General features: G+C 68.3%; 19 protein-coding genes and 3 tRNA genes. 10 read left to right on the forward strand and 12 right to left on the reverse strand.

Annotated features, from left to right (window positions below):
- Nucleotides 1-113: 113 nt before the first annotated feature.
- Genes CGZ93_RS08475 through CGZ93_RS08485 form a run of 3 tightly spaced genes read left to right on the forward strand, consistent with a single transcriptional unit; the run spans nt 114 to nt 2472 of the window.
- Complete coding sequence (locus CGZ93_RS08475) at nt 114-299, forward strand: hypothetical protein (RefSeq protein WP_094363703.1); 186 nt, start codon at nt 114-116, stop codon at nt 297-299.
- A gap of 6 nt (nt 300-305) precedes the next feature.
- Nucleotides 306-1277: a nuclease-related domain-containing protein gene (locus CGZ93_RS20055; protein ID WP_094363704.1), complete on the forward strand. Its 972-nt coding sequence runs from the start codon at nt 306-308 to the stop codon at nt 1275-1277.
- Nucleotides 1278-1335: 58 nt separating this feature from the next.
- Nucleotides 1336-2472, forward strand: coding sequence for a hypothetical protein (locus CGZ93_RS08485; RefSeq protein ID WP_176451694.1), 1137 nt, complete (start codon nt 1336-1338; stop codon nt 2470-2472).
- Nucleotides 2473-2641: 169 nt separating this feature from the next.
- Here the strand turns inward: CGZ93_RS08485 and CGZ93_RS08490 are convergent.
- The 4 genes from CGZ93_RS08490 to CGZ93_RS08505 all read right to left on the reverse strand — a co-directional run bounded on the left by CGZ93_RS08490 (nt 2642) and on the right by CGZ93_RS08505 (nt 5388).
- Nucleotides 2642-2717: transfer RNA gene (locus tag CGZ93_RS08490), tRNA-Val, on the reverse strand.
- Nucleotide 2718: 1 nt separating this feature from the next.
- Nucleotides 2719-2789 (reverse strand) — tRNA-Cys (locus tag CGZ93_RS08495).
- 43 nt (nt 2790-2832) lie between these two features.
- Nucleotides 2833-2905, reverse strand: a tRNA-Gly gene (locus CGZ93_RS08500).
- 125 nt (nt 2906-3030) lie between these two features.
- Nucleotides 3031-5388, reverse strand: coding sequence for an ATP-binding cassette domain-containing protein (locus CGZ93_RS08505; RefSeq protein WP_094363706.1), 2358 nt, complete (start codon nt 5386-5388; stop codon nt 3031-3033).
- 143 nt (nt 5389-5531) lie between these two features.
- Between CGZ93_RS08505 and CGZ93_RS08510 the strand changes: the two genes are divergently transcribed.
- From CGZ93_RS08510 to CGZ93_RS08525, 4 genes are all read left to right on the forward strand, one after another.
- Nucleotides 5532-6185: a YbhB/YbcL family Raf kinase inhibitor-like protein gene (locus CGZ93_RS08510; RefSeq protein ID WP_094363707.1), complete on the forward strand. Its 654-nt coding sequence runs from the start codon at nt 5532-5534 to the stop codon at nt 6183-6185.
- A 48-nt stretch (nt 6186-6233) separates the two neighbouring features.
- The gene (locus CGZ93_RS08515) at nt 6234-6662 is read left to right on the forward strand and encodes a CBS domain-containing protein (protein ID WP_094363708.1); all 429 of its coding nucleotides are present in this window, start codon (nt 6234-6236) and stop codon (nt 6660-6662) included.
- A gap of 154 nt (nt 6663-6816) precedes the next feature.
- Nucleotides 6817-7779 (forward strand): YihY/virulence factor BrkB family protein, encoded by a 963-nt coding sequence (locus CGZ93_RS08520; RefSeq protein WP_229117306.1) that lies wholly within the window; start codon nt 6817-6819, stop codon nt 7777-7779.
- A 188-nt stretch (nt 7780-7967) separates the two neighbouring features.
- Nucleotides 7968-8774 (forward strand): sirohydrochlorin chelatase, encoded by an 807-nt coding sequence (locus CGZ93_RS08525; protein ID WP_094363709.1) that lies wholly within the window; start codon nt 7968-7970, stop codon nt 8772-8774.
- Nucleotides 8775-8776: 2 nt separating this feature from the next.
- On the opposite strand, the gene CGZ93_RS08530 is transcribed toward CGZ93_RS08525, so the two are convergent.
- Both CGZ93_RS08530 and CGZ93_RS08535 read right to left on the reverse strand, forming a co-directional pair.
- On the reverse strand, nt 8777-9637 hold the full coding sequence (locus tag CGZ93_RS08530; protein ID WP_094363710.1) for a polyphosphate kinase 2 family protein: 861 nt from the start codon (nt 9635-9637) through the stop codon (nt 8777-8779).
- 248 nt (nt 9638-9885) lie between these two features.
- Nucleotides 9886-10950, reverse strand: a complete 1065-nt coding sequence (locus tag CGZ93_RS08535; protein WP_094363711.1) for a DNA polymerase domain-containing protein — start codon at nt 10948-10950, stop codon at nt 9886-9888.
- A gap of 64 nt (nt 10951-11014) precedes the next feature.
- Between CGZ93_RS08535 and msrB the strand changes: the two genes are divergently transcribed.
- Nucleotides 11015-11440, forward strand: coding sequence for a peptide-methionine (R)-S-oxide reductase MsrB (gene msrB, locus CGZ93_RS08540; RefSeq protein ID WP_094363712.1), 426 nt, complete (start codon nt 11015-11017; stop codon nt 11438-11440).
- Here the strand turns inward: msrB and CGZ93_RS08545 are convergent.
- The 5 genes from CGZ93_RS08545 to hemE form a co-directional block, all read right to left on the reverse strand.
- A complete protein-coding gene (locus CGZ93_RS08545) occupies nt 11389-11907 on the reverse strand; it encodes a DUF1203 domain-containing protein (RefSeq protein ID WP_094363713.1) in 519 nt (172 codons plus the stop codon). The genes msrB and CGZ93_RS08545 overlap by 52 nt on opposite strands.
- Nucleotides 11908-12949: 1042 nt before the next feature.
- Nucleotides 12950-13360 carry a hypothetical protein gene (locus CGZ93_RS08555; RefSeq protein WP_094363715.1) on the reverse strand — a complete coding sequence of 137 codons (411 nt, stop codon included), beginning with the start codon at nt 13358-13360 and terminating at the stop codon, nt 12950-12952.
- Nucleotides 13361-13777: 417 nt separating this feature from the next.
- A complete protein-coding gene (locus CGZ93_RS08560) occupies nt 13778-14722 on the reverse strand; it encodes an NADP-dependent oxidoreductase (RefSeq protein ID WP_094363716.1) in 945 nt (314 codons plus the stop codon).
- Between the two features lie 26 nt (nt 14723-14748).
- Nucleotides 14749-15402 (reverse strand): hydrogen peroxide-dependent heme synthase, encoded by a 654-nt coding sequence (gene hemQ / locus CGZ93_RS08565; protein ID WP_094363950.1) that lies wholly within the window; start codon nt 15400-15402, stop codon nt 14749-14751.
- Between the two features lie 26 nt (nt 15403-15428).
- Complete coding sequence (gene hemE, locus CGZ93_RS08570) at nt 15429-16541, reverse strand: uroporphyrinogen decarboxylase (RefSeq protein ID WP_324252441.1); 1113 nt, start codon at nt 16539-16541, stop codon at nt 15429-15431.
- Between the two features lie 62 nt (nt 16542-16603).
- On the opposite strand from hemE, the gene CGZ93_RS08575 reads away from it, so the two are divergent.
- Together CGZ93_RS08575 and CGZ93_RS08580 are read left to right on the forward strand one after the other, a co-directional pair.
- Nucleotides 16604-17212 carry a DUF3000 domain-containing protein gene (locus tag CGZ93_RS08575; protein ID WP_094363718.1) on the forward strand — a complete coding sequence of 203 codons (609 nt, stop codon included), beginning with the start codon at nt 16604-16606 and terminating at the stop codon, nt 17210-17212.
- A 79-nt stretch (nt 17213-17291) separates the two neighbouring features.
- Nucleotides 17292-18518: an HRDC domain-containing protein gene (locus CGZ93_RS08580; RefSeq protein WP_094363951.1), complete on the forward strand. Its 1227-nt coding sequence runs from the start codon at nt 17292-17294 to the stop codon at nt 18516-18518.
- On the opposite strand, the gene CGZ93_RS08585 is transcribed toward CGZ93_RS08580, so the two are convergent.
- Nucleotides 18488-19231: a PIG-L deacetylase family protein gene (locus CGZ93_RS08585; protein ID WP_094363719.1), complete on the reverse strand. Its 744-nt coding sequence runs from the start codon at nt 19229-19231 to the stop codon at nt 18488-18490. The two genes, CGZ93_RS08580 and CGZ93_RS08585, sit on opposite strands and share 31 nt — an antisense overlap.
- Nucleotides 19232-19253 lie beyond the last annotated feature (22 nt).

The following is a 19253-nucleotide window of genomic DNA, read 5'->3' on the forward strand; positions in this document are numbered from 1 at the left end:
GGTACGCCGACTGGGCACCTTTCCGCATAGAAGAAGGCAGACCGTCCAGATCACCACCCGGGCGTACGCCCGTCCGGTGGGGTCTGGACATGACCGCGGGGAGGACTGCCACGATGAGCGAGCACCGAGCGCCGAAGGCGAGCGACGGCTACCTGGCCCAGTTTGCGAAACGGTTCGGCGCCGAAACCCAGCAGGCCAACGACTTTCTGCGCACCGATCTCGGCATGGCCCTGATGTGGGGTGCCGTGATCCTGGTCGGGGCTGTGTTCATTGCCGTCGCCCTTTTCGCCGGAAACTGACCGGCCATGGCATCCATTCCTCGTTCACTCCCGCCAGCGCTGCCCGGCACCATCCTGGGCGTTCCTGGCGGCGGCCTCGTCGACGCCGCCTGGGCCGCCTCGCAGGGCGCCGCTGATGCCGGACGCTACGGTGAGGAACAGACCGCCCGAGTTCTCGCCCCGCTGGCGAACCGTCCCGGCGGGGTCACTGTGCTGCACGACTTGAAGGTCCCTATTGCCGGGGCCCGCGCCAACATCGACCACGCGGTGGTGTGCGGCACCACGTTGCTGTTGCTGGATTCGAAGAGTTGGCGCCGCGGATTCGTGTGGACCCTGGCCGGGGTGACTCGCCGCGGCCGGGCCCGCTTTTCTGCCGCAGACAAGAAGACCTTGAACCGGGCTGCCGCAGCGGTGGCCGGATTTCTGCGCAACAAGGGGGGTGGTGTGCGAGATGGCCACTCCGCTGCTGGTGGTGTGGCCTCCCGCGGCCCGCCCCGGGTTGACGCCCGGACCCGGACCGACCTTGTGGGCGTACCGGCCTCATGGTTGCCGCGCGGTAACCGGTCCCCGAGTCTGCGCCGCCGCCTCGAAGGCGCTCGGATTCAGCCCTGCCCGCCCTGCCACCGCCGACCCGCAACTGGTGTCGGCCCTTGCCGATTTGCTGGTCCGCCCGGCCTGGGACCCGCCCGCCGGGTCGGGTCGGGACGCGACCGTCATGCCGCTGCGATTCCACCAACCCGCATCCCCGACGGGGCCCGACCAGTGCCAGCCAGAACACCGACGGCCAGCGCCTTGATCGCCACAACCCCACCACCGCCACGGGAGCCGCCACTCCGGACGAGGATGTCGATCGTTGGTGGGTGGATGTGGCGGCAACAGGCCAGGACCGCACCTGCCCGGGCCGGCGGAGGCTTCCGGTCCCGGCGGGTACGCCACCGGTGCGGCCGAGGACGAGGTCGACCTGTCGTCGTGGTGAACTGCCGGACCCACCAATCCTGAAGGAAACTTGATGCCCCCATCCCGCAGCACCCAGCAGCAGCGCTCGCCCGCGGTGTCGATGACCGTCACCGCGATAGCGGCGGTGCTCGGTGCGCTCGCGCAACTGCTCGGGTTGCCGGGAGCAGCCGTGTTGTGGGTGGGCATGCTTGTCGGATCGCGAATGCATCCGCCGGCGGTGATGACCGGCCGCAAAGACCCCAAGACCCAGATGGTCCAGCCGGCCACTCCGGCCGAGGAGACCGCGCGCCGCCGTCACCTCTACTGGTCGCAGATGCCGCTGCTGCCGGGCGGAAACTGGCTGCCCGGATGGCTGCCACGGGCCGACTGGCTCACCGGGATGTGTGTGGCATTGGTCGCCTGGGGCCTGCCGGCGGCCTGGGATCAATTGCGGTGGGTCAACGCAGTCGCCGCGTTCACGGTGTGTGTCGCCGTGAACGCGGCGGCCCGCAACAATCCCCGCGACGGTGACCCACGGCCTGCGGTGGCTCTGGATTCGCTGCCGAAGGCCGTGGCCACCCACAAGGTGTCGGCGCCGGTTCGGTTCCTGCTCGCGTTCGCCGCCGCGGCGGTCGCCTGCTGGGCCGTCGGGTGGGCTGTCGCGCTGCCGGTGGTGCAACATCTTTGGGCCGAGGCGCTGCTGCAGTTGCTGGCGCGTGCGCCGAAGATCCCGGTGCAGATGCTGGAGCCGACTCTGTGCGGCGAGTACGTCGTCGACGGTGTGTCCCTTCTGGCTGGCGGGCTGGGTATCGCCGGAATCTGGTCGTCTGTGGCGCTCGAATCGTGGCGCCTGCTCGCCACTGCCAGGTCCGAATGGGCGCCCCGCTGGGAGCAGATCGGCGCGAAAAAGCCACCTAGCTGCAGCGTACGAATCAGCCGCTCAGCAGAGTTGGATGGCGCCCGATCCGGCCGACCGAGTCACCGCCTTGCGCCACCGCTCGTGGTAGTCGCGCAGGGCCAGGTCGTTGCCGAGTTCGTAGGCGGTGGAGCAGGAGACGCCGAGCGCCTCGCCGGCCTCTTCGACGGTGAGCAGCAGCGGCTGGCGGTGGTTGGAGGCCAGCTCGGAGAGTCGCTGGGCCACTTCGGTGAGCCGTTGAGGCTGACAGCGGCCTGCTGGGCCTGGCGGATGGCATCGGCGACCAAGGCGTCCAGGTCGGGATCGGTACGCTTGCGGGTGCGTGAGTTCGTCATGCACTGATGGGGTGCGGCGGATTGCAAACGTGTCATGAAACGTCCGCCTTTGTGCAACCAATCCACCTGTGTCCAGAGGCGTGCGAAGGGGGTATTTGATGCACCAACTGCACCCAAACAAGGTTTTTGAACAGTTGGTCAGGAGCCTTGAAATGCGCTCTGCCTAGGGGAAACACTGGTGGGCGGTACCAGATTTGAACTGATGACCTCTTCCGTGTCAGGGAAGCGCGCTACCAACTGCGCCAACCGCCCGAGGTGGGTACGGGATTTGAACCCGTGTACACGGATTTGCAGTCCGTTGCCTCGCCTCTCGGCCAACCCACCCTGGTGAGGGATTCCTCCCTCGGGTGGAAGTACCCACTCTCCGAGCGGACGACGGGATTCGAACCCGCGACCCTCACCTTGGCAAGGTGATGCTCTACCAGCTGAGCCACGTCCGCATGCCCCTGATCTGCGGGTTCTCACCCGTTTCAAGCGCGAGGAAAACCATAGCCCACTTCCCCACCCCACGCAAAAGCATTGACCGTCGCGCGCGCCGGATCAGGCGTACGCCGCTGTGGGCGCCTCAGTGCCCCACGTAGTCGGCCAGGTGGGTGCCGGTCAGCGTCTTCCTCTTCGCCGCGACCAGCTCGGCCGGCGGGCCCTCGAAGACGATCTTGCCGCCATCGTGCCCGGCGCCCGGGCCCAGGTCGATGATCCAGTCCGCGTGCGCCATCACCGCCTGGTGGTGCTCGATCACGATCACCGACTTGCCCGAGTCGACGAGCCGGTCCAGCAGCGCCAACAGCTGCTCCACGTCGGCCAGGTGGAGCCCGGTGGTGGGCTCGTCCAGCACGTACACCCCACCCTTCTCGCCCATGTGCGTCGCCAGCTTCAACCGCTGACGCTCACCACCGGACAGCGTGGTCAGCGGCTGCCCGATCGTCAGATAGCCCAGCCCGACGTCGACCAGGTGACCGAGGATCTTGTGCGCGGCCGGCGTACGCGCGTCGCCGTCGGCGAAGAACTGTTCCGCCTCGCTGACCGACATCGCCAGCACCTCGCTGATGTTGCACCCACCCAGCCGATACTTCAGCACCTCGGGGTTGAACCGCTTCCCCTCGCACGCCTCGCAGGTGCTCGCCACCCCGGTCATCATCGCCAGATCCATATAGATCACCCCGGCGCCGTTGCAGCTCGGGCAGGCTCCCTCGGAGTTGGCGCTGAACAACGCCGGCTTCACCCCGTTGGCCTTGGCGAACGCCTTGCGGATCGGCTCCAGCAGTCCGGTGTAGGTGGCCGGGTTGCTCCGCCGCGACCCCTTGATCGAGGTCTGGTCGACGCTGATCACGCCGTCGAGCCCGGCCACCGATCCGTTGATCAGCGAGCTCTTGCCCGACCCGGCCACCCCGGTCACCGCCACCAGCACCCCCAACGGGATGTCGACGGAGACGTCCTGCAGGTTGTGCGTCGACGCCCCGCGGATCTCCAGCTGGCCGGTCGGCGTACGCACCTCCTCCTTGAGCTGAGCCCGGTCGTCCAGGTGCCGTCCGGTCAGGGTGTCCGCCCCGCGCAACTGCTGCACCGTGCCCTCGAAGACGATCTCGCCTCCGCCGGCACCAGCCTTCGGGCCGAGGTCGACGACGTGGTCGGCGATCGCGATCATCTCCGGCTTGTGCTCCACCACCAGCACGGTGTTTCCCTTGTCCCGCAGCTGAAGCAGCAGCTGGTTCATCCGCTGGATGTCGTGCGGGTGCAGCCCGATCGACGGCTCGTCGAACACGTAGGTCACGTCGGTCAGCGACGAACCGAGGTGCCGGATCATCTTGGTCCGCTGCGCCTCACCGCCCGACAGCGTCCCGGAAGGCCTTTCCAGGCTGAGATAACCGAGCCCGATCTCGATGAACGAGTCGAGCGTGTGCTGCAACCCCTGGATCAGCGGGGCGACCGACTTGTCCTTGACCCCGCGCAGCCACTCGGCCAGATCGGTGAGCTGCATCCGGCAGGCGTCGGCGATGCTGATTCCCTTGATCTTGGAGGATCGCGCCAGCTCGCTGAGCCGGGTGCCCTCGCAGTCGGGGCAGGTGTCGAAGGTGATCGCCCGGTCGACGAAGGCGCGGATGTGCGGCTGCATCGCCTCGCGATCCTTGGACAGGAAGGATTTCTGGATCTTCGGGATCAGCCCCTCATAGGTCAGGTTGATCCCGTCCACCTTGATCTTGGTGGGCTCCTTGTGGAGCAGATCGTGCAGCTGCCTCTTGGTGAACTTCTCGATCGGTTTGTCGGGGGGAAAGAACCCGGCGCCGCGATAGATGCGACCATACCAACCGTCCATGCTGTAGCCGGGGATCGTCAGCGCCCCCTCGTCCAGCGACTTGGACGCGTCATAGAGCGCGGTCAGGTCGAAGTCGGAGACGTGACCCATCCCCTCACACCGCGGGCACATGCCACCGGTGATGTTGAACTCGCGACGCTCCTTCACCTTCTCGCCGTGCTTCTCCACGGTGACCGCCCCGGCCCCGGAGATCGAGGCCACGTTGAATGAGAACGCCTGGGAGGAGCCGATGTGCGGCTCACCGAGCCGGCTGAACAGGATCCGCAGCATCGCGTTGGCGTCGGTGACCGTGCCGACCGTCGAGCGCGGATTGGCGCCGATCCGTTCCTGGTCGACGATGATCGCGGTGGTCAACCCCTCGAGGTGGTCGACCTCCGGCCGGGACACGTTGGGCATGAACCCCTGCACGAACGCGCTGTAGGTCTCGTTGATCATCCGCTGCGACTCGGCTGCGATCGTCGCGAACACCAGCGAACTCTTGCCCGAGCCGGACACCCCGGTGAACACGGTCAGCCGGCGCTTGGGGATCTCGACGCTGACGTCCTTCAGGTTGTTCTCGCGAGCCCCCTGCACCCGGATCAGGTCGTGGTTGTCGGCGGCGTGCACCATCTGGGTTCCCCTCTTCGTCGGTCGAAACGCAATCTAGTGGCCTGACGCGACGTGAGGCCCAGACGTGACCGGCGACCGGGAACACTGAGGTCACTTCATGTCCGCAGATCCCTGAGGCAGACCCGCCGTGGCAGTCTTGGGACATGGCGATCACCCAGAAGCTCCGCGAGCAGGTCTCCCCCGTCCTCGGCCGCCTCCTGCGCGGACGGCGTGCGGGCGTACGCCACAGCGTGCGGTCGGCCCCCGAACTCCAGGCGCCGGTCGAGATCGGCCTGGTCAGCCCGGACTTCCACCACGAGGGGATGATCGCTGAGGCCAACCGGGCACCGGCGAACACCTCCCCCGGTCTCGCCTGGCACGGCGTACCCGAGGGCACCCTGCAGCTGCTGCTGGTGGTCGAGGACATCGACGCACCCTTCAAGAAGCCGCTGATCCACGCGCTGGCGCTGATCGACCCCGAGCTCAGTCACCTCGAGTCCGGTGCGCTCGCCGAGGATTCAGAACGCGTACGCCTGCTCCCCGGCTCCTTCGGGCGGCGTGGCTATCACGGCCCCAAGCCGCTGCCCGGGCACGGTGAGCACCGCTACGGGTTCCACCTGTACGCCCTGGACGCCCTGCTGCCCGCCACGGTGAGCGGGCTCGACGAGGTCCTGCGCGCCGCCGACGGGCGCGTGCTGGCCTGCGGCTTCCTCGAGGGGCGCGCCACCGACGACGGCTCCGGTGCGGAATCAGCCGAGCAGACCCGCGGCGTACGCGGTCGTCGCCGCGGGATCAACCTGCGCGATCTGCGGCACTGACCGCATGTGACTCTGGTCACTGCCGCATGGTCGGACTAGCGTGTCCTCATGAGAGTCAAGGACGTACTTCAGCGCAAGGGTGGTGACGTGGTCACCATCGGTCCCGATGAGACGGTCCGGACGCTGGTCGAGCTGTTGCGCGACCACCGCATCGGCGCGGTCGTCGTCTCCGACGATGGCTCAGGGATCCACGGGATCGTCAGCGAGCGCGACGTGGTCCGCCAGCTGGCCGACTCCGGCCACGAGGTGCTGGATCAGAATGTCGCCACCATCATGACCTCCGAGGTGCACACCTGTGAGCCGGGCGACGACATCGCCGAGCTGGCGGAGCGGATGACCGAGCTGCGGATCCGGCACCTGCCGGTCCTGGTCGACGGCCAGCTGTCGGCGATCGTCAGCATCGGCGACGTGGTCAGGCACCGGATCAGCCAGCTCACCGACGAACGGGACCAGCTGGAGGCGTACGTTCAGCAGTAGCGGGCGCCCCGGCGGGACCCCTGCCGTAACGATCCCGTCTCCCCCGGCGTGGTGGCGGTGGCGTGCGCCGCCCCGGCTGGGAGCATGAGAGCGCTCCACTTCCGAGTCGAGAGTGCTTCCCCATGTCGACAAGCCCTTCCCCATGCTGACCGGAATGACACTGCCCATGCCCGACCCGATCGCCAAGTCCCAGGGCACGACCGGTGCGGCCGGGCGGGCGCGTGCCCTCGGGCGGATCATGTGGCACACCCTCACCGCCTGCGTGCGCTACCGGGTGACCGGGCTGGCGGCGGAAGTCGCGTTCTTCGCCCTGCTCTCGCTGCCGCCGCTGATCTTCGGTCTGGCCGGCTCGGTGGGCGTGATCGCCAGCCGCTTCCCGGTCACCACCGTCGAGGGGTTCCGGGATCAGATCCTGCACTATGCCGCGCGGTTCATCACCCCGGACGCGGTGAACGAGGTGCTCGCGCCGACGCTGGACGAGGTGCTCTTCTCACCGCGCTTCGAGATCGTGTCGCTGGGCTTTCTGATCGCGCTGTGGTCGGGCTCGCGGGCGATGGCGGTGTTCGTCGACACGATCACGATCATGTACGGGCTCGCCGGGGAGCGCGGGATCATCCGCACCCGGGTGTTGTCGTTCGGGGTGTACGTGGCGTTCCTGGTCGGCGGAGCGATCATCCTGCCGCTGGTGGTGGCCGGGCCACGGGTGGTCGACCGGCTGCTGCCTGACGTCGTGGCCTGGCTCGGTCGGGCCTACTGGCCGATCGTGCTGGGCGTGTCGGTGCTGGTGCTGTGCTCGCTGCTGCACCTGGCCACGCCGGTCCGCAACCGGTGGCGCGCACACCTGCCCGGAGCGGTGCTGACGGTGCTGGCCTGGGTGGTCGGCTCCTGGGCGCTGCGCTGGGGACTGCTGGTGCTGGCCGGGACCGCCTCCATCTTCGGCCCGCTGGCGGCGCCGATCACCCTGCTCGCCTGGTTGTACCTGGTCGCCTTCGCCGTGCTGGTCGGCGGGGCGCTGAACGCCGCCATCGCCAAGGTCGCCCCGCGCTTCGCCGGAATCACCGCCGAGCAGGCCAACCACGTGCTGGACCGTCCCGCGAAGGCTTCCGACAGCCCATAAATGAACCGCCCTGCTGAAGTCATCCATATTATGGACAAGCATCTCATTAATTGAGAAATCGGTTGTGGTGATGGGTCCATAGGAGGTTGAGTAACCGAGCCGGCACCGTCGCCGATTCCGCCCACGGGTGGTGCACGCCCGGGCGCCGCCCGGCGGCACCTCCTGTCCTAACTCAGGAAGGCACTGAGATGGCAGCACCTGCACTCGTCCTGTTGGCCAATGGGAGCACCAGCCCCAAGGTGGCCGAGGTGGCCCACGCCCTGCGCGTGCGGATGCAGGAGATGCGCCCGGAGGTGTCAGTGCACACGGCCTTCCTGGATCACTGCCCACCGAGCGGGCCGCAGGTGATCTCCCGACTCGCGCGCGGACGTACCAGCGAGGTCGTCTTCGTGTCGATGAACCTGTCGGCCACCTTCGCCCCCGACGAGCGCGTCGGGTGCATGCTCGAGAAGGTGCGTGCCGCACACCCGCACCTGTCCTTCGCTCTCGCCCGCCCGGTCGGGCCCGAGGCCTCCCTGCTCAGCTTGGTCGACCGCAAACTGCGGGCGGCACTGTCCGCGGCCCACGCCGCCGAACTGGACGCACTGGTGCTGGCCGCCGAGGGCGCCCACGACCAGCGCAGCCAGGCCCTGCTGGCCCGGCGCGCCCGGCAGTGGTCGCTGCACCACAAGCTGCCGGTGCTCACCGCCAACGCCACCGGCAGCGCCCCAGGGACGGCGGCGGCGATCGCCTCCCTGCGGTCTCAGGGTCGGCGACACATCGCCGTCGGCTCGCTGTTCCTCGCCCCGGACGAGAACTGGTGCGAGCAGGCCGAGCAGGCCCGGCGCGCCGGTGCGATCGCCATCTCCGAGCCGCTCGGCGCCCAGCAGGAACTGCTCGAGGTGGCCTGGGGACGCTACGCCGTCGCGGCCATGGACCTGGTCGACGTCGGGCTGCGGCCCGCGCAGGTGGCCGAGGAGACCACCGAACGGCACCTGCACGTGGTCGCCGGCTGAGCTCAGCTCTCCTCGACCCGCTTGCGCTCGACCGCCACGTCGAAGTCGGCGGCCGGCCAGTGCGGGTCGAGGGCGCGCAGGTGCTCCAGCAGCAGTCGGGTGACCGCCCAGTTGCGATACCACTTGCGGTTCGCCGGCACCACGAACCACGGTGCGTGCTCGGTGCTGCAGCGGGTCAGCACGTCGGCGTACGCCTCCAGGTAGGCGGGCCACTTGAGCCGGGTGTCGACGTCGCCCGGGTTGTACTTCCAGTGTTTCTCGGGGTTGTCGAGGCGCTCCAGCAGGCGTTGCTTCTGTTCGTCGTGGGAGACGTTGAGGAAGCACTTGATGAGGGTGGTGCCCTGCTCGGTGAGCTCGGCCTCGAACTTGTTGATCTCGTCGAAACGCTTGCTCCATTCGGATTGCGGGACCAGGTTCTCCACGCGCACGACGAGCACGTCCTCATAGTGCGAGCGGTCGAAGATGCCGATCATGCCGGGCCCGGGGAGGGCGTTCTTGATCCGCCACAGGTAGTGGTGCTTACGCTCCTCGGCGGTCGGAGCCTTGAACGCCTTGAGCTGGATGCCCTGCGGGTCGACCAGCCCGACGCTGTGTCGGATCACGCCTCCCTTGCCGGAGGTGTCGAGTCCCTGCAGGAGCAGCAGCACGCGGCGCGCGCCGGGGTTGTCGCGGCCCTCGGCGTACAACCGTTCCTGCAGGTCGGACAGTTCCTCGGCCATCGTCTGGGTCTGCTCGATCGCGTCGTCCTTGCCCTCGCCCGGATAGCCGGGCGTACCCTCGGCATCGAAATCCTCCACCCGAACCGTCGTTCGCGGCTCGACCCGGAGCGCGTCCGACACCAGAACGTTCTTCTGCTTCGCCATTGCGACATTCTGCCCCACCCAGCGGGGTTGCACTCGCTTCGGTCAAGGTGTCGCCGAATGAGACGCCTCTTATGCACCCCCTTCGCCCGCGCCGCCGCCTTGACCGCCCTGCTCAGCCTCTTGTTGACCGTTGCCCCTACCGAAGGATGACCCGGTGCTGAAGGCGTCGATCGGCCTCGGTGGCGATCTGATGGGCAAGACCTGCTGAATCTGCTTGGCCTGCTGGGCCAGAAAATCCCCGGTCTTGCTCAGTTCTCGCCCACCCAGTTTGCGGCGACCTTGCGGCTCGGCTGCACCCGGGCCGGTTCCCCCGGCATCTTCGGATACTCAGGGGGATAGGGCATTTCGCCACCGTCGGGGGAGGTCGCGTCCCGGGCGTACCAGTCGAGCGCGATCCCGATGTCACCGGGCTCGCTGTCATACATGGGTTTCCATACATCACCCAGCTCGGCATACCTGGCTGGCATGGTCACCACGGTGAAGTCGTCCGGGTCCACCTCTGGAAGTTCCTGCCAGGTCAACGGTGTCGACACCCGGGCCTGCGGCACCGGGCGGACGGAGTACGCGGAAGCGATGGTCCGGTCGCGCGCCATCTGGTTGTAGTCCACGAAGATGCGCTCCCCCCGCTCCTCCTTCCACCAGTTGGTGGTCACGCGGTCGGGCATGCGGCGAGCCAGTTCGCGCCCGATGGCGATCACTGCATGACGCGCGTCCACGAACGAACACCCCTGCACGGGAACGAAAACGTGCATCCCACGACCACCAGAGGTCTTCGGCCAACCAACCAGACCAGCCTCCTCGAGCACGCCGCGCAGCTCCTGGGCGGCGATGACCGCATCACCGAAATCCGTGCCCGGCTGAGGATCCAGGTCGATCCGCAGCTCGTCCACCGCCTCGGTGTCGGCCATGCGCACCGGCCACGGGTGAAATCGCAGGGTGCCGAGGTTTCCCATCCAGGCGAGGGTTGCCGGCTCGGTGGGGCACACCTCGTCAGCGGTTCTACCGGACGGGAAGGTGATGGTGGCGGTCTGCACCCAGTCGGGCGCTCCCTTGGGGACCCGCTTCTGATAGAACGCGTCCCCGCCATCCCCCATCCGGGTGACCAGGCGCATCCCTTCGCGCACACCGCCCGGCCACCGCTCCATCGTGGTGGGCCGCTGATAGAGGGCTGCAACCATGCCCTCGGCGACCGACAGGTAGTACTGCACCACGTCGAGCTTGGTCAGACCCAGATCGGGAAAGTACACCTTGTCCGGGCTGGAGACGCGTACGCTGCGCTCCCCCACCTTGAGCTCGATCGCTTTGGTCGGCATGCGGCCAAGCCTAGGGCCGCCGATTCCGCCGGACTACCCTTGGGCCTTGAGACCAGGAGGGGTTATGACCGAGCAGACCGGCAAGCTGAAGGTGATCAAGTCCGAGGCTGAGTGGCGCGCCCAGCTGAACGACCTGGAATACCGCGTGTTGCGCGGGGCCGCGACCGAGGCGCCGCACGTCGGCGAGTACACCGACACCAAGACCGTCGGCGTCTATCGCTGCAAGGCGTGCAACACCGAACTGTTCCGCAGCGAGACGAAGTTCGACAGCCACTGCGGGTGGCCCTCGTTCTATGCCCCGCTGGCCGAGGACCGGGTCATCTACGACACCGACCATCACCTGGGGTACGCCCGGACCGAGGTGCGCTGCGCGACCTGCGACTCACACCTGGGCCACGTGTTCGAGGGCGAGGGTTACGGTACGCCGACGGATCAGCGCTACTGCATCAACTCGATCGCGTTGTCGCTGGAGCCGGCCGAGGAGGGCTGAGTACGCCGCACCGCGCGGGTGATGAAGCACTGCGCGAGCAGGTTGCGCACGTGCACCTCGCTCACTTCCGGGTCGGCGAGGCACTCGCGCAGCGCGTCCTGTACGCCGCCACCGGGCGGAACGACGACGTTGCGTTCATAGCGCATCGCGCCGTTGTGGTCGTACGCCCGCAGCACGCGATCGCCCTCGTCGAGCCAGTCGGGAAACTCGTCCGCAAAGGGAATCGGGCATTCGTCGGCATGGATGAACACCGGCCCAACCTCCCGCCAGGCGCAGTTGGTGGGCAGGGGCGCATGACCGATCAGCGCGACCCGCTCCCCCTGCGCAGACTTGCGGAGGCAGCAGCGCAGTTGTCGGCCAGGGGCGCGGTCCTCGGACACCTCGATCGGATGTCCGTGGAGGTCGTGACCGGTTCGGCGAATCTCATCCAGCTCGTCGGCGGGAATGGGCAGCAATTGAATGTCCATGTCCCGTAGTCGTCGCGGTGGAGTCAGCCGTGAGGTGAGTTGGCCGCAGGTTTTCTCGAGTCGCGGAACCAACCGAGGGCATGGGCTTACGTTCCTTGAGTCGCAGGGCATGCGAAGCAATGCAAATCCTCACCCAACGAATTCCGGGATCTGTGGAAAGAAGTCTGGAGGCAGATGCCGTGGGCTCACCCGCCCGTGCGGACCGACACCAACTCACCCACCGGCAACCGCATAGGCGGACCAGTCCGCTCCAACGGCAACGTGCCCGTCTGCCCCAACCCCGACCACGTCACCTCCCAAAACGTCGTCGCCGACACCGCGTAACTGCCGCCCTTCGGCGACGGCTTCAGATACCGATGACCACAACTCGGGGATGGGGCAGCCGGAGCCACCCCCGAGTGATACGGCGTCGTCCACCCACAGAACTTCACCGTCCCATCACCCAGATCAAACCGCGTAGTCGTCCGACGCGCCGACAGCATCAGAGTGATCCCCTGCTCAGTCACCGTCGCGTCATACCGATCCTGACCCTCGGCCCACAACCACAACGGATAACCCACCACCGCCATCTTCCACTCATTCACAGACGGATCCGGCCCCACCCGCGCCACCGGCGCCGGCACCTGCAACCGCAACGCCGCCCGCTGCGCCACCACCCGCGGATCCGGCGGAGGAGGAACCACCGCCCCCGGAGCAGCCACGGGCGCAGGTCCACCACACCCAGGTGCCGTCTTGGCCCCCAGGAGCCCACCACAAGTCTCCACCGGCTGCAGCCCCCGCCTCACCCGATCCTGATCCTCCGGACCCAACACGGACCCTCCACGCGAGGAGACACCTAACCCCTCTGATGTACCAGCGTTCGAGCGATTGCTCTTCGTATTACTGTCCCCTCCCGGCCGCACAGAAATGCGTTCACCGCGAAGAGCCGGTTCTGGCGCGACGCTGACATGCGTGCTTTCGACGTTCCCGCCCTTGTCCGCGGCAGCCGGGGCACCGTTGCCAAATCCGACTGAGATCCCGAGCACCACCGAGATGCACCCGCTCACCAGTCGCACCGTTGAACCTCCACGGTGTCTACGTCAATCAGTTTCGCTCGGCCCATTTCCATCCTGGCGTACACGAAACCCTGCCACAGGCGGTTCTGGCCCCTACGTCCATCGGGGTAAACCGCCTGAGACGCCCTTCGGTCCTCACAGATCTGCAGTGATAGTCGCGAGTCTGAGCCAGACTTGGACGCGCCAACCGCGGAACGTGACTTGCTTACCGCCCCGCCGCCCTCGACCTTGACCTTCCGCTTCTTCTGGTCCCTCAACAGCGCCAGATCCTGCTCCAGGTACAGCCCCTCCTCAACCTCCAGCATCTTGGCCGACGGCTGATCAGCCCCACCCTCCCGCGACAACCGCTCGAACTCGTCGAAGGCGATCTGATACGCGGCCTGGACCTGCTTGGTCAACTGCTCCTGACTCGGCGTCGGACTCCCCGTCGGACTCGGACTCGGACTCGGCATCGGCGACACCGAGGCCGGTTCCGGACTCACCGACCCCGGCGCACCCCCACCAGGACCACACCCGGCCACCACAACCACAGGCAGCACCATGCCTGCCAACGCAACACCGCGAAACCGAGCCATCCGGGCCTCCACAAGGGGGTGAGTGGATGACCAACATTCTGCCAACGACTTCGAGCCAGCAACACCCCTTTATCCACAGCCCACCCGCGCCACCGCTCACCCAGACCCAACGCACCGGACCGTGTCCCACTCTGCTCCCAATACGGGAGCAGAGTGCGACAGCCCCGCACGCAACACCCAGGGGTCAGCTGGCTTCGACAGGCTCAGCCACCGTAACGACACGCTCAGGGAACGTGACGGTCAGGCGTCGAGGTCGAGGACCACCTTGCCGCGGGTGTGGCCGGACTCGAGCTGGCGGTGCGCCTCGGCGACCTGCTCCAGCGGAAGCACCTTCGACACTTCAAGCAGCAACCGGCCGGCGGTGATGTCCTCGGCCATCGTGCGCAGCTGCTCGGGCAACGGACGCGCCTGCGGTACGAAGACGGGGATGCCACGCTCCTCCGCCGGTGCCTTGTCGGTCAACGTGGGCAGGGAAACGATCCGACCCTTCTCGGTGAGGTGGTCAAGGCTCGGCAGATAGGTGTCGAAATAGGCGCCGTCGACGATCAGGCCGCACTTGGGCGCCACCTCGAGGAAGTTCTGCGTGCGATAGTCGATCGGGTGGGCGCCCAGCTCGACGAGACGGTCCTGGTTGGGCGTGGACGCCGTCGCCCACACCTCGGCACCCGCCTGGCGGCACAGCTGCACCACAAGCTGACCGACCCCGCCGGAACCGCCGTGCACCAGCACCTTGTCGCCCGCCTGCACCTGTCCGGCCTCGTGGCTGGCGATCCAGGCGGTCGACGCCACCAGCGAGGTGCCACCGAGCACGACCGGGTCCGCCCCCTCGGGGGCGTGCACCATCGCCGATGCCGGCAGGGTCGCGTATTCGGCATAGCAGCGGCCGGGGTGAGACAGATCCGGCATGCCGAACACCAGGTCACCCTCGGCGAATCCGTCGACCCCCTCGCCGACCGCGGCGACGGTGCCGCAGCACTCACGGCCCAGCACCAGCGGGAAGTCGGCCTCGGTCAACTTCTTGGCCAGCCCTGACGACCCGTCGCGGATCTTGTAGTCCAGCGGATTCGTGCCGGCCGCGCGAACCTTCACCAACAGCTCACCGGGCCCCGGCTGCGGAATCTCCGCGTCGGTGACCACGTACAACTCCTCGGGCCCGCCGAAGCGGTCAATCCGTGCCTGTCGCATCAGCTGCTCCTCCGATTGTTGTTTTCTCAACCCTGCCAGGATTTCAGGATGTCGACCAGCTCCCGTCGACGCCCCGAATAGAACGGGATCTCCACCCGCACGTGCCGTCTGGTCTCCGAGGCGCGCAGATCGCGCATCAGGTCAACAATCCGACCCATCTCGTCCGCCTCGAAGGCGAGGATCCACTCGTAGTCGCCCAGCGCGAACGCCGGCATCGTGTTCGCGCGCACGTCCGGGTAACCCCGACCGAGGGTTCCGTGCTCCACCAGCAGAGCGCGGCGCTCGGCGTCCGGCAGCAGATACCACTCGTAGGACCGTACGAACGGATAGACGACCAGGTGGTCGCGCACCCGCTCGTCGGCCATGAACGCCGGCACGTGCGACTTGTTGAACTCCGCCGGCCGATGCACCGCCAACTGCGACCAGACCGGCTCCAGGGTCCGGCCCAGCTCGCTCGCGCGGAAGGTGTGGTACGCCCGCTGCAGCGTCTCGTACTCCGGTGCGTGCCACCACACCATCAGGTCGGCGTCGGCCCGCAGCCCGGCCACGTCATACCACCCGCGCACCTTGAGATCGTGCTCCGCCCCGAACGCCTCGATCGCCTTGATCGCCTTGCCCGCAAAGGAATCCTTGACGATCTCGGTACGCCGGAACACCGACCACATGGTGTAGCGCTGCATCTCGTTGATGTCGCGGGCCTTCGTCGTCACTGCTGCTCCTCCTGATGATGCTGCTCGGCTACCGCCCGCCCCTGGGCGCGCAGGTCTGGTCCCTCGGTGTGCACCAGCTCGACGATGCGGGTCAGGACCGTAGGGTCGGCGGTCGGCGGTACGCCGTGGCCGAGGTTGAAGATGTGCCCCTTCGCCGCCGCGCCCTCGCGCACCACCCGGCGTACCCGCTCGGCGAGCACCGACCACGGCGCACCCAGCAGCGCCGGATCGAGGTTGCCCTGCACGGCGTACGCCCGGCCGAGTCGCCGGCTGGCCTCGTCCAGCGGGATCCGCCAGTCGACTCCGACCACCTCGGCACCCGCCTGACCGATCAGCGGCAGCAGCTCCCCGGTCCCCACACCGAAGTGGATGCGCGGCACCCCGTGCTCCTTCAACGCGGCGAGCACCATCGCCGAATGCGGCATCACATATTCGCGATAGTCGCGTGCCGACAGCGCACCGGCCCAGGAGTCGAACAGCTGCACCACCCGCGCCCCGGCCGCCACCTGCGCCTGCAGGAAAACCGCCGACAGCTGCGCCAGCCGCGAACACAGCTCGTGCCACAGCTCCGGGTCGCCGACCATCAACGCCTTGGTCGCCGCATAGTCCTTGCTGGGCCCACCCTCGACCAGATAGCTCGCCAGCGTGAACGGCGCCCCGGCAAACCCGATCAGCGCGGTCGACGAGTCCGGCCCGCCGAGTTCCTCGACGACCAGGCGTACCGCCTCGCTGATCGCGTCCAGCTGTCCCACCTCGAGCGGACGCAGCGCTTCGACGTCGGCTCGCGATGAGATCGGGTGCGCGATCTGCGGGCCCCTGCCCGGCACGATGTCGAGATCCACCCCCGCGGCCTTGAGCGGCACCATGATGTCGGAATAGAAGATGGCCGCGTCCACCCCGTGCCGGCGTACCGGCTGCATGGTGATCTCGCGCACCAGATCGGGGGTGAAGCAGGCCTCCAGCATCGTGGTGCCCTCGCGCACCTGCCGATATTCCGGCAGCGAACGCCCCGCCTGTCGCATGAACCACACCGGGACCCGCTCCCCCTGCACCCCGCGGGCGGCGTTCACCAGGTCGGAGCCGGTCGGTTCGGCGGGTGTTTCGGTCACCGCGCCATCCTGCCACGGCGCGTCGAAACCGTCTCGACTGACCCATTGCCTAGGCTCTAGGGGTGCCAACCAGCAAGAGCCAGCTCCCGCTCCCGCGGCCATTCGAGAAGGCCGTGGCGACGATCAGCGGGTTTGCCTGGCGGCCGGAGTTGCAGGTCGAGGAGATCCCGGCCCCCCAACGCATCGCCCCCTTCTCGGTGGCCCTGACCGCCGACGTGCTGGTCGACTCCGACGAGTTGGGCAACGGCCGGCTGGTGCTGCTGCACGATCCGGCCGGAAACGACGCCTGGCAAGGCACGTTTCGGCTGGTCAGCTATGTGCGCGCCGAGATCGAACCCGAGATGGTCACCGATCCGCTGCTCGCCAACGTCGGCTGGTCCTGGCTGACCGACGCACTCAGCGCGCACGGCGCCGAACTGCTCGCGCCCAGCGGCACCGTCACCTCGGTGAACAGCGAAACGTTCGGTGCGATGGAGGACGATCCGGGCCGGGCCGAGCTCGAGGTGCGCGCCTCCTGGACGCCGGTGCTGGGCCCCGACGGCTCCGGCATCGACGTCCACCTCGCCGCCTGGTCCGATCTGCTCTGCACGGTTGCCGGCGTCCCCCCGGTGCCCGACGGCGTACTGGTCATGCCGTCTCGCCGTGCCGGTGGCGCACGCCGGGGCCGGTAGTCTGCGGACCGTGTCCAGCAGTCCCGCCACCGACCCCTCGGGCGCTGCTGACCCCGAATCCACGACCGCCGAGCCGGAACTGCCGATCCTCGCCGCACCCGCCGAGCCGCTGCCGCCGGTCGTCACCGACGCGACGGCGCTCGATGCGACGATCACCGCCCTGGCCGGCGGCAGCGGTCCGGTCGCGGTGGATGCCGAGCGGGCGCAGGGCTACCGCTACACCGGTCGCGCCTACCTGATCCAGCTGCGGCGTACCGGAGCCGGAACCCACCTGATCGACCCCGTCACGCTGGCCGAAGCGGGCACCCCGGTGACCGGCCTGATGAGCGCCATCGCCGACGCCGAGTGGATCATCCACGCCGCCGCCCAGGACACCCCGTGCCTGGCCGAGCTGGGACTGGTTCCGCAGCGGCTGTTCGACACCGAACTGGCCGGGCGGTTGCTCGGGTTTCCGCGGGTGGCGCTGGGGGCGTTGATCGAGCACTACTTCGGGCTGCGCCTGCTCAAGGAGCACTCGGCGGCCGACTGGTCGACCCGTCCCCTGCCCGCGGACTGGCTGAACTATGCCGCCCTGGACGTCGAACTGCTGGTCGAGCTGCGCGATCGCCAGGTCGCGGATCTCGAGGCGGCCGGCAAGCTTGCGTGGGCCGAGCAGGAGTTCGCCTGGTTGGCCGGGCGTGCTTCGACGCCGGCCGTCCCCCGGGTCGACCCGTGGCGGCGCACCTCCGGCATCCACGCGGTACGCTCTCCCGCCGGTCTGGCGGTGGTCCGGGAACTGTGGCAGGCGCGCGACGACCTGGCCCGCCGCCTCGACCGCGCCCCGGGGCGGATCCTGCCGGACAAGGCGATCGCCGAGTTGGCCGCGAAGACCGCGCCGGGCCGCCGTGAACTGCAGCAGGTACCCGGTTTCCAGCGCCGCTCGGCCAAGCGCTACGAGACCAACTGGGTCACCGCTGTCGACCGCGCCCGGTCCCTGTCCAAGTCCGAGCTGCCACCGGTGCATCTCCCCTCGGAGGGCGCGCCCCCGCCGCGCACCTGGGAGTCCCGTGATCCTGAGGCGTACGCCCGGCACCAGCGGATGCGAGCGGTGATGACCGATCTCGCCGAACGGCACGACGTGCCGGCGGAAAACCTGTGTACGCCCGAATTCTGGCGTCGGCTGGCGTGGCAGCCACCCGAGCCCGCCGACGAGACGGCCGTCGACGCGTTCCTGGCCGAGCTGGGCGCGCGAAGGTGGCAGCGCGAGCTCGTGGTGGGCCCGCTCACCGAGGCGGTTCAGGAACCGGCGAGCCCGCCCAGGTCATAGACCCGGAACCCGACCGCATAGTCACACCCGGCCGCTTTTCCTGTCTCGACGAGGATTGGCGGGATGAACTCGTCGGGCTTCGGGTGGTTCGGCAGGTCGGCCAGATAGGCCTGGTGCGCCTGCAGCGAGCGTACGCTGGCCCGCACCGCCTGCTCGTCGACCGCGACGGCGTGGGTGGGCTCCGGATGACCGGCCACCAGCAGCGCGGTCGTGTGCCACTTCGCCAAGCCCTCCTCGTCGGCGAGCTCGCGGAACACCCACGTGTTGTCGGCGTCGCGCACCCCGTCGATCGTGGCCAGCCCGGCGGCGCGGTGGTCGGCCTGGTTGAGGCCCCCGTACGCCTCCACCTCCCAGACCCCGGTGACCACCGCCTGCGGCCGCACCTGGCGTACCACCCGGGCGATGTCGCGGCGCAGCTCGAGACCGTAGGTAAGCATCCCGTCGGGGTGGTGGAGGATCTCCAGTCGGTCCACCCCCACTTCCGCGCAGGCGGCGCGTTGTTCCTCGGCGCGGATCGGCCCGACCTCCTCGGGGGGACGCTGCATCCCGGCCTCGCCGGAGGTGAGCAGCAGATAGCTCACCTCGATCCCGGCGCGCGCCCAGGTGGCCACCGCCGCCGAGGCGCCGTATTCCATGTCATCGGGGTGCGCCACCACGCACAGCACCCGCTCCCATCCACTGGTGTCCAGCCGCGGCAGCTGCTGCTCGGTCATCGCGGTCCTCTCGACGGTGTGC

Source organism: Enemella dayhoffiae (assembly GCF_002250625.1).
In the GTDB taxonomy this organism is placed as follows: Bacteria; Actinomycetota; Actinomycetes; order Propionibacteriales; family Propionibacteriaceae; genus Enemella; species Enemella dayhoffiae.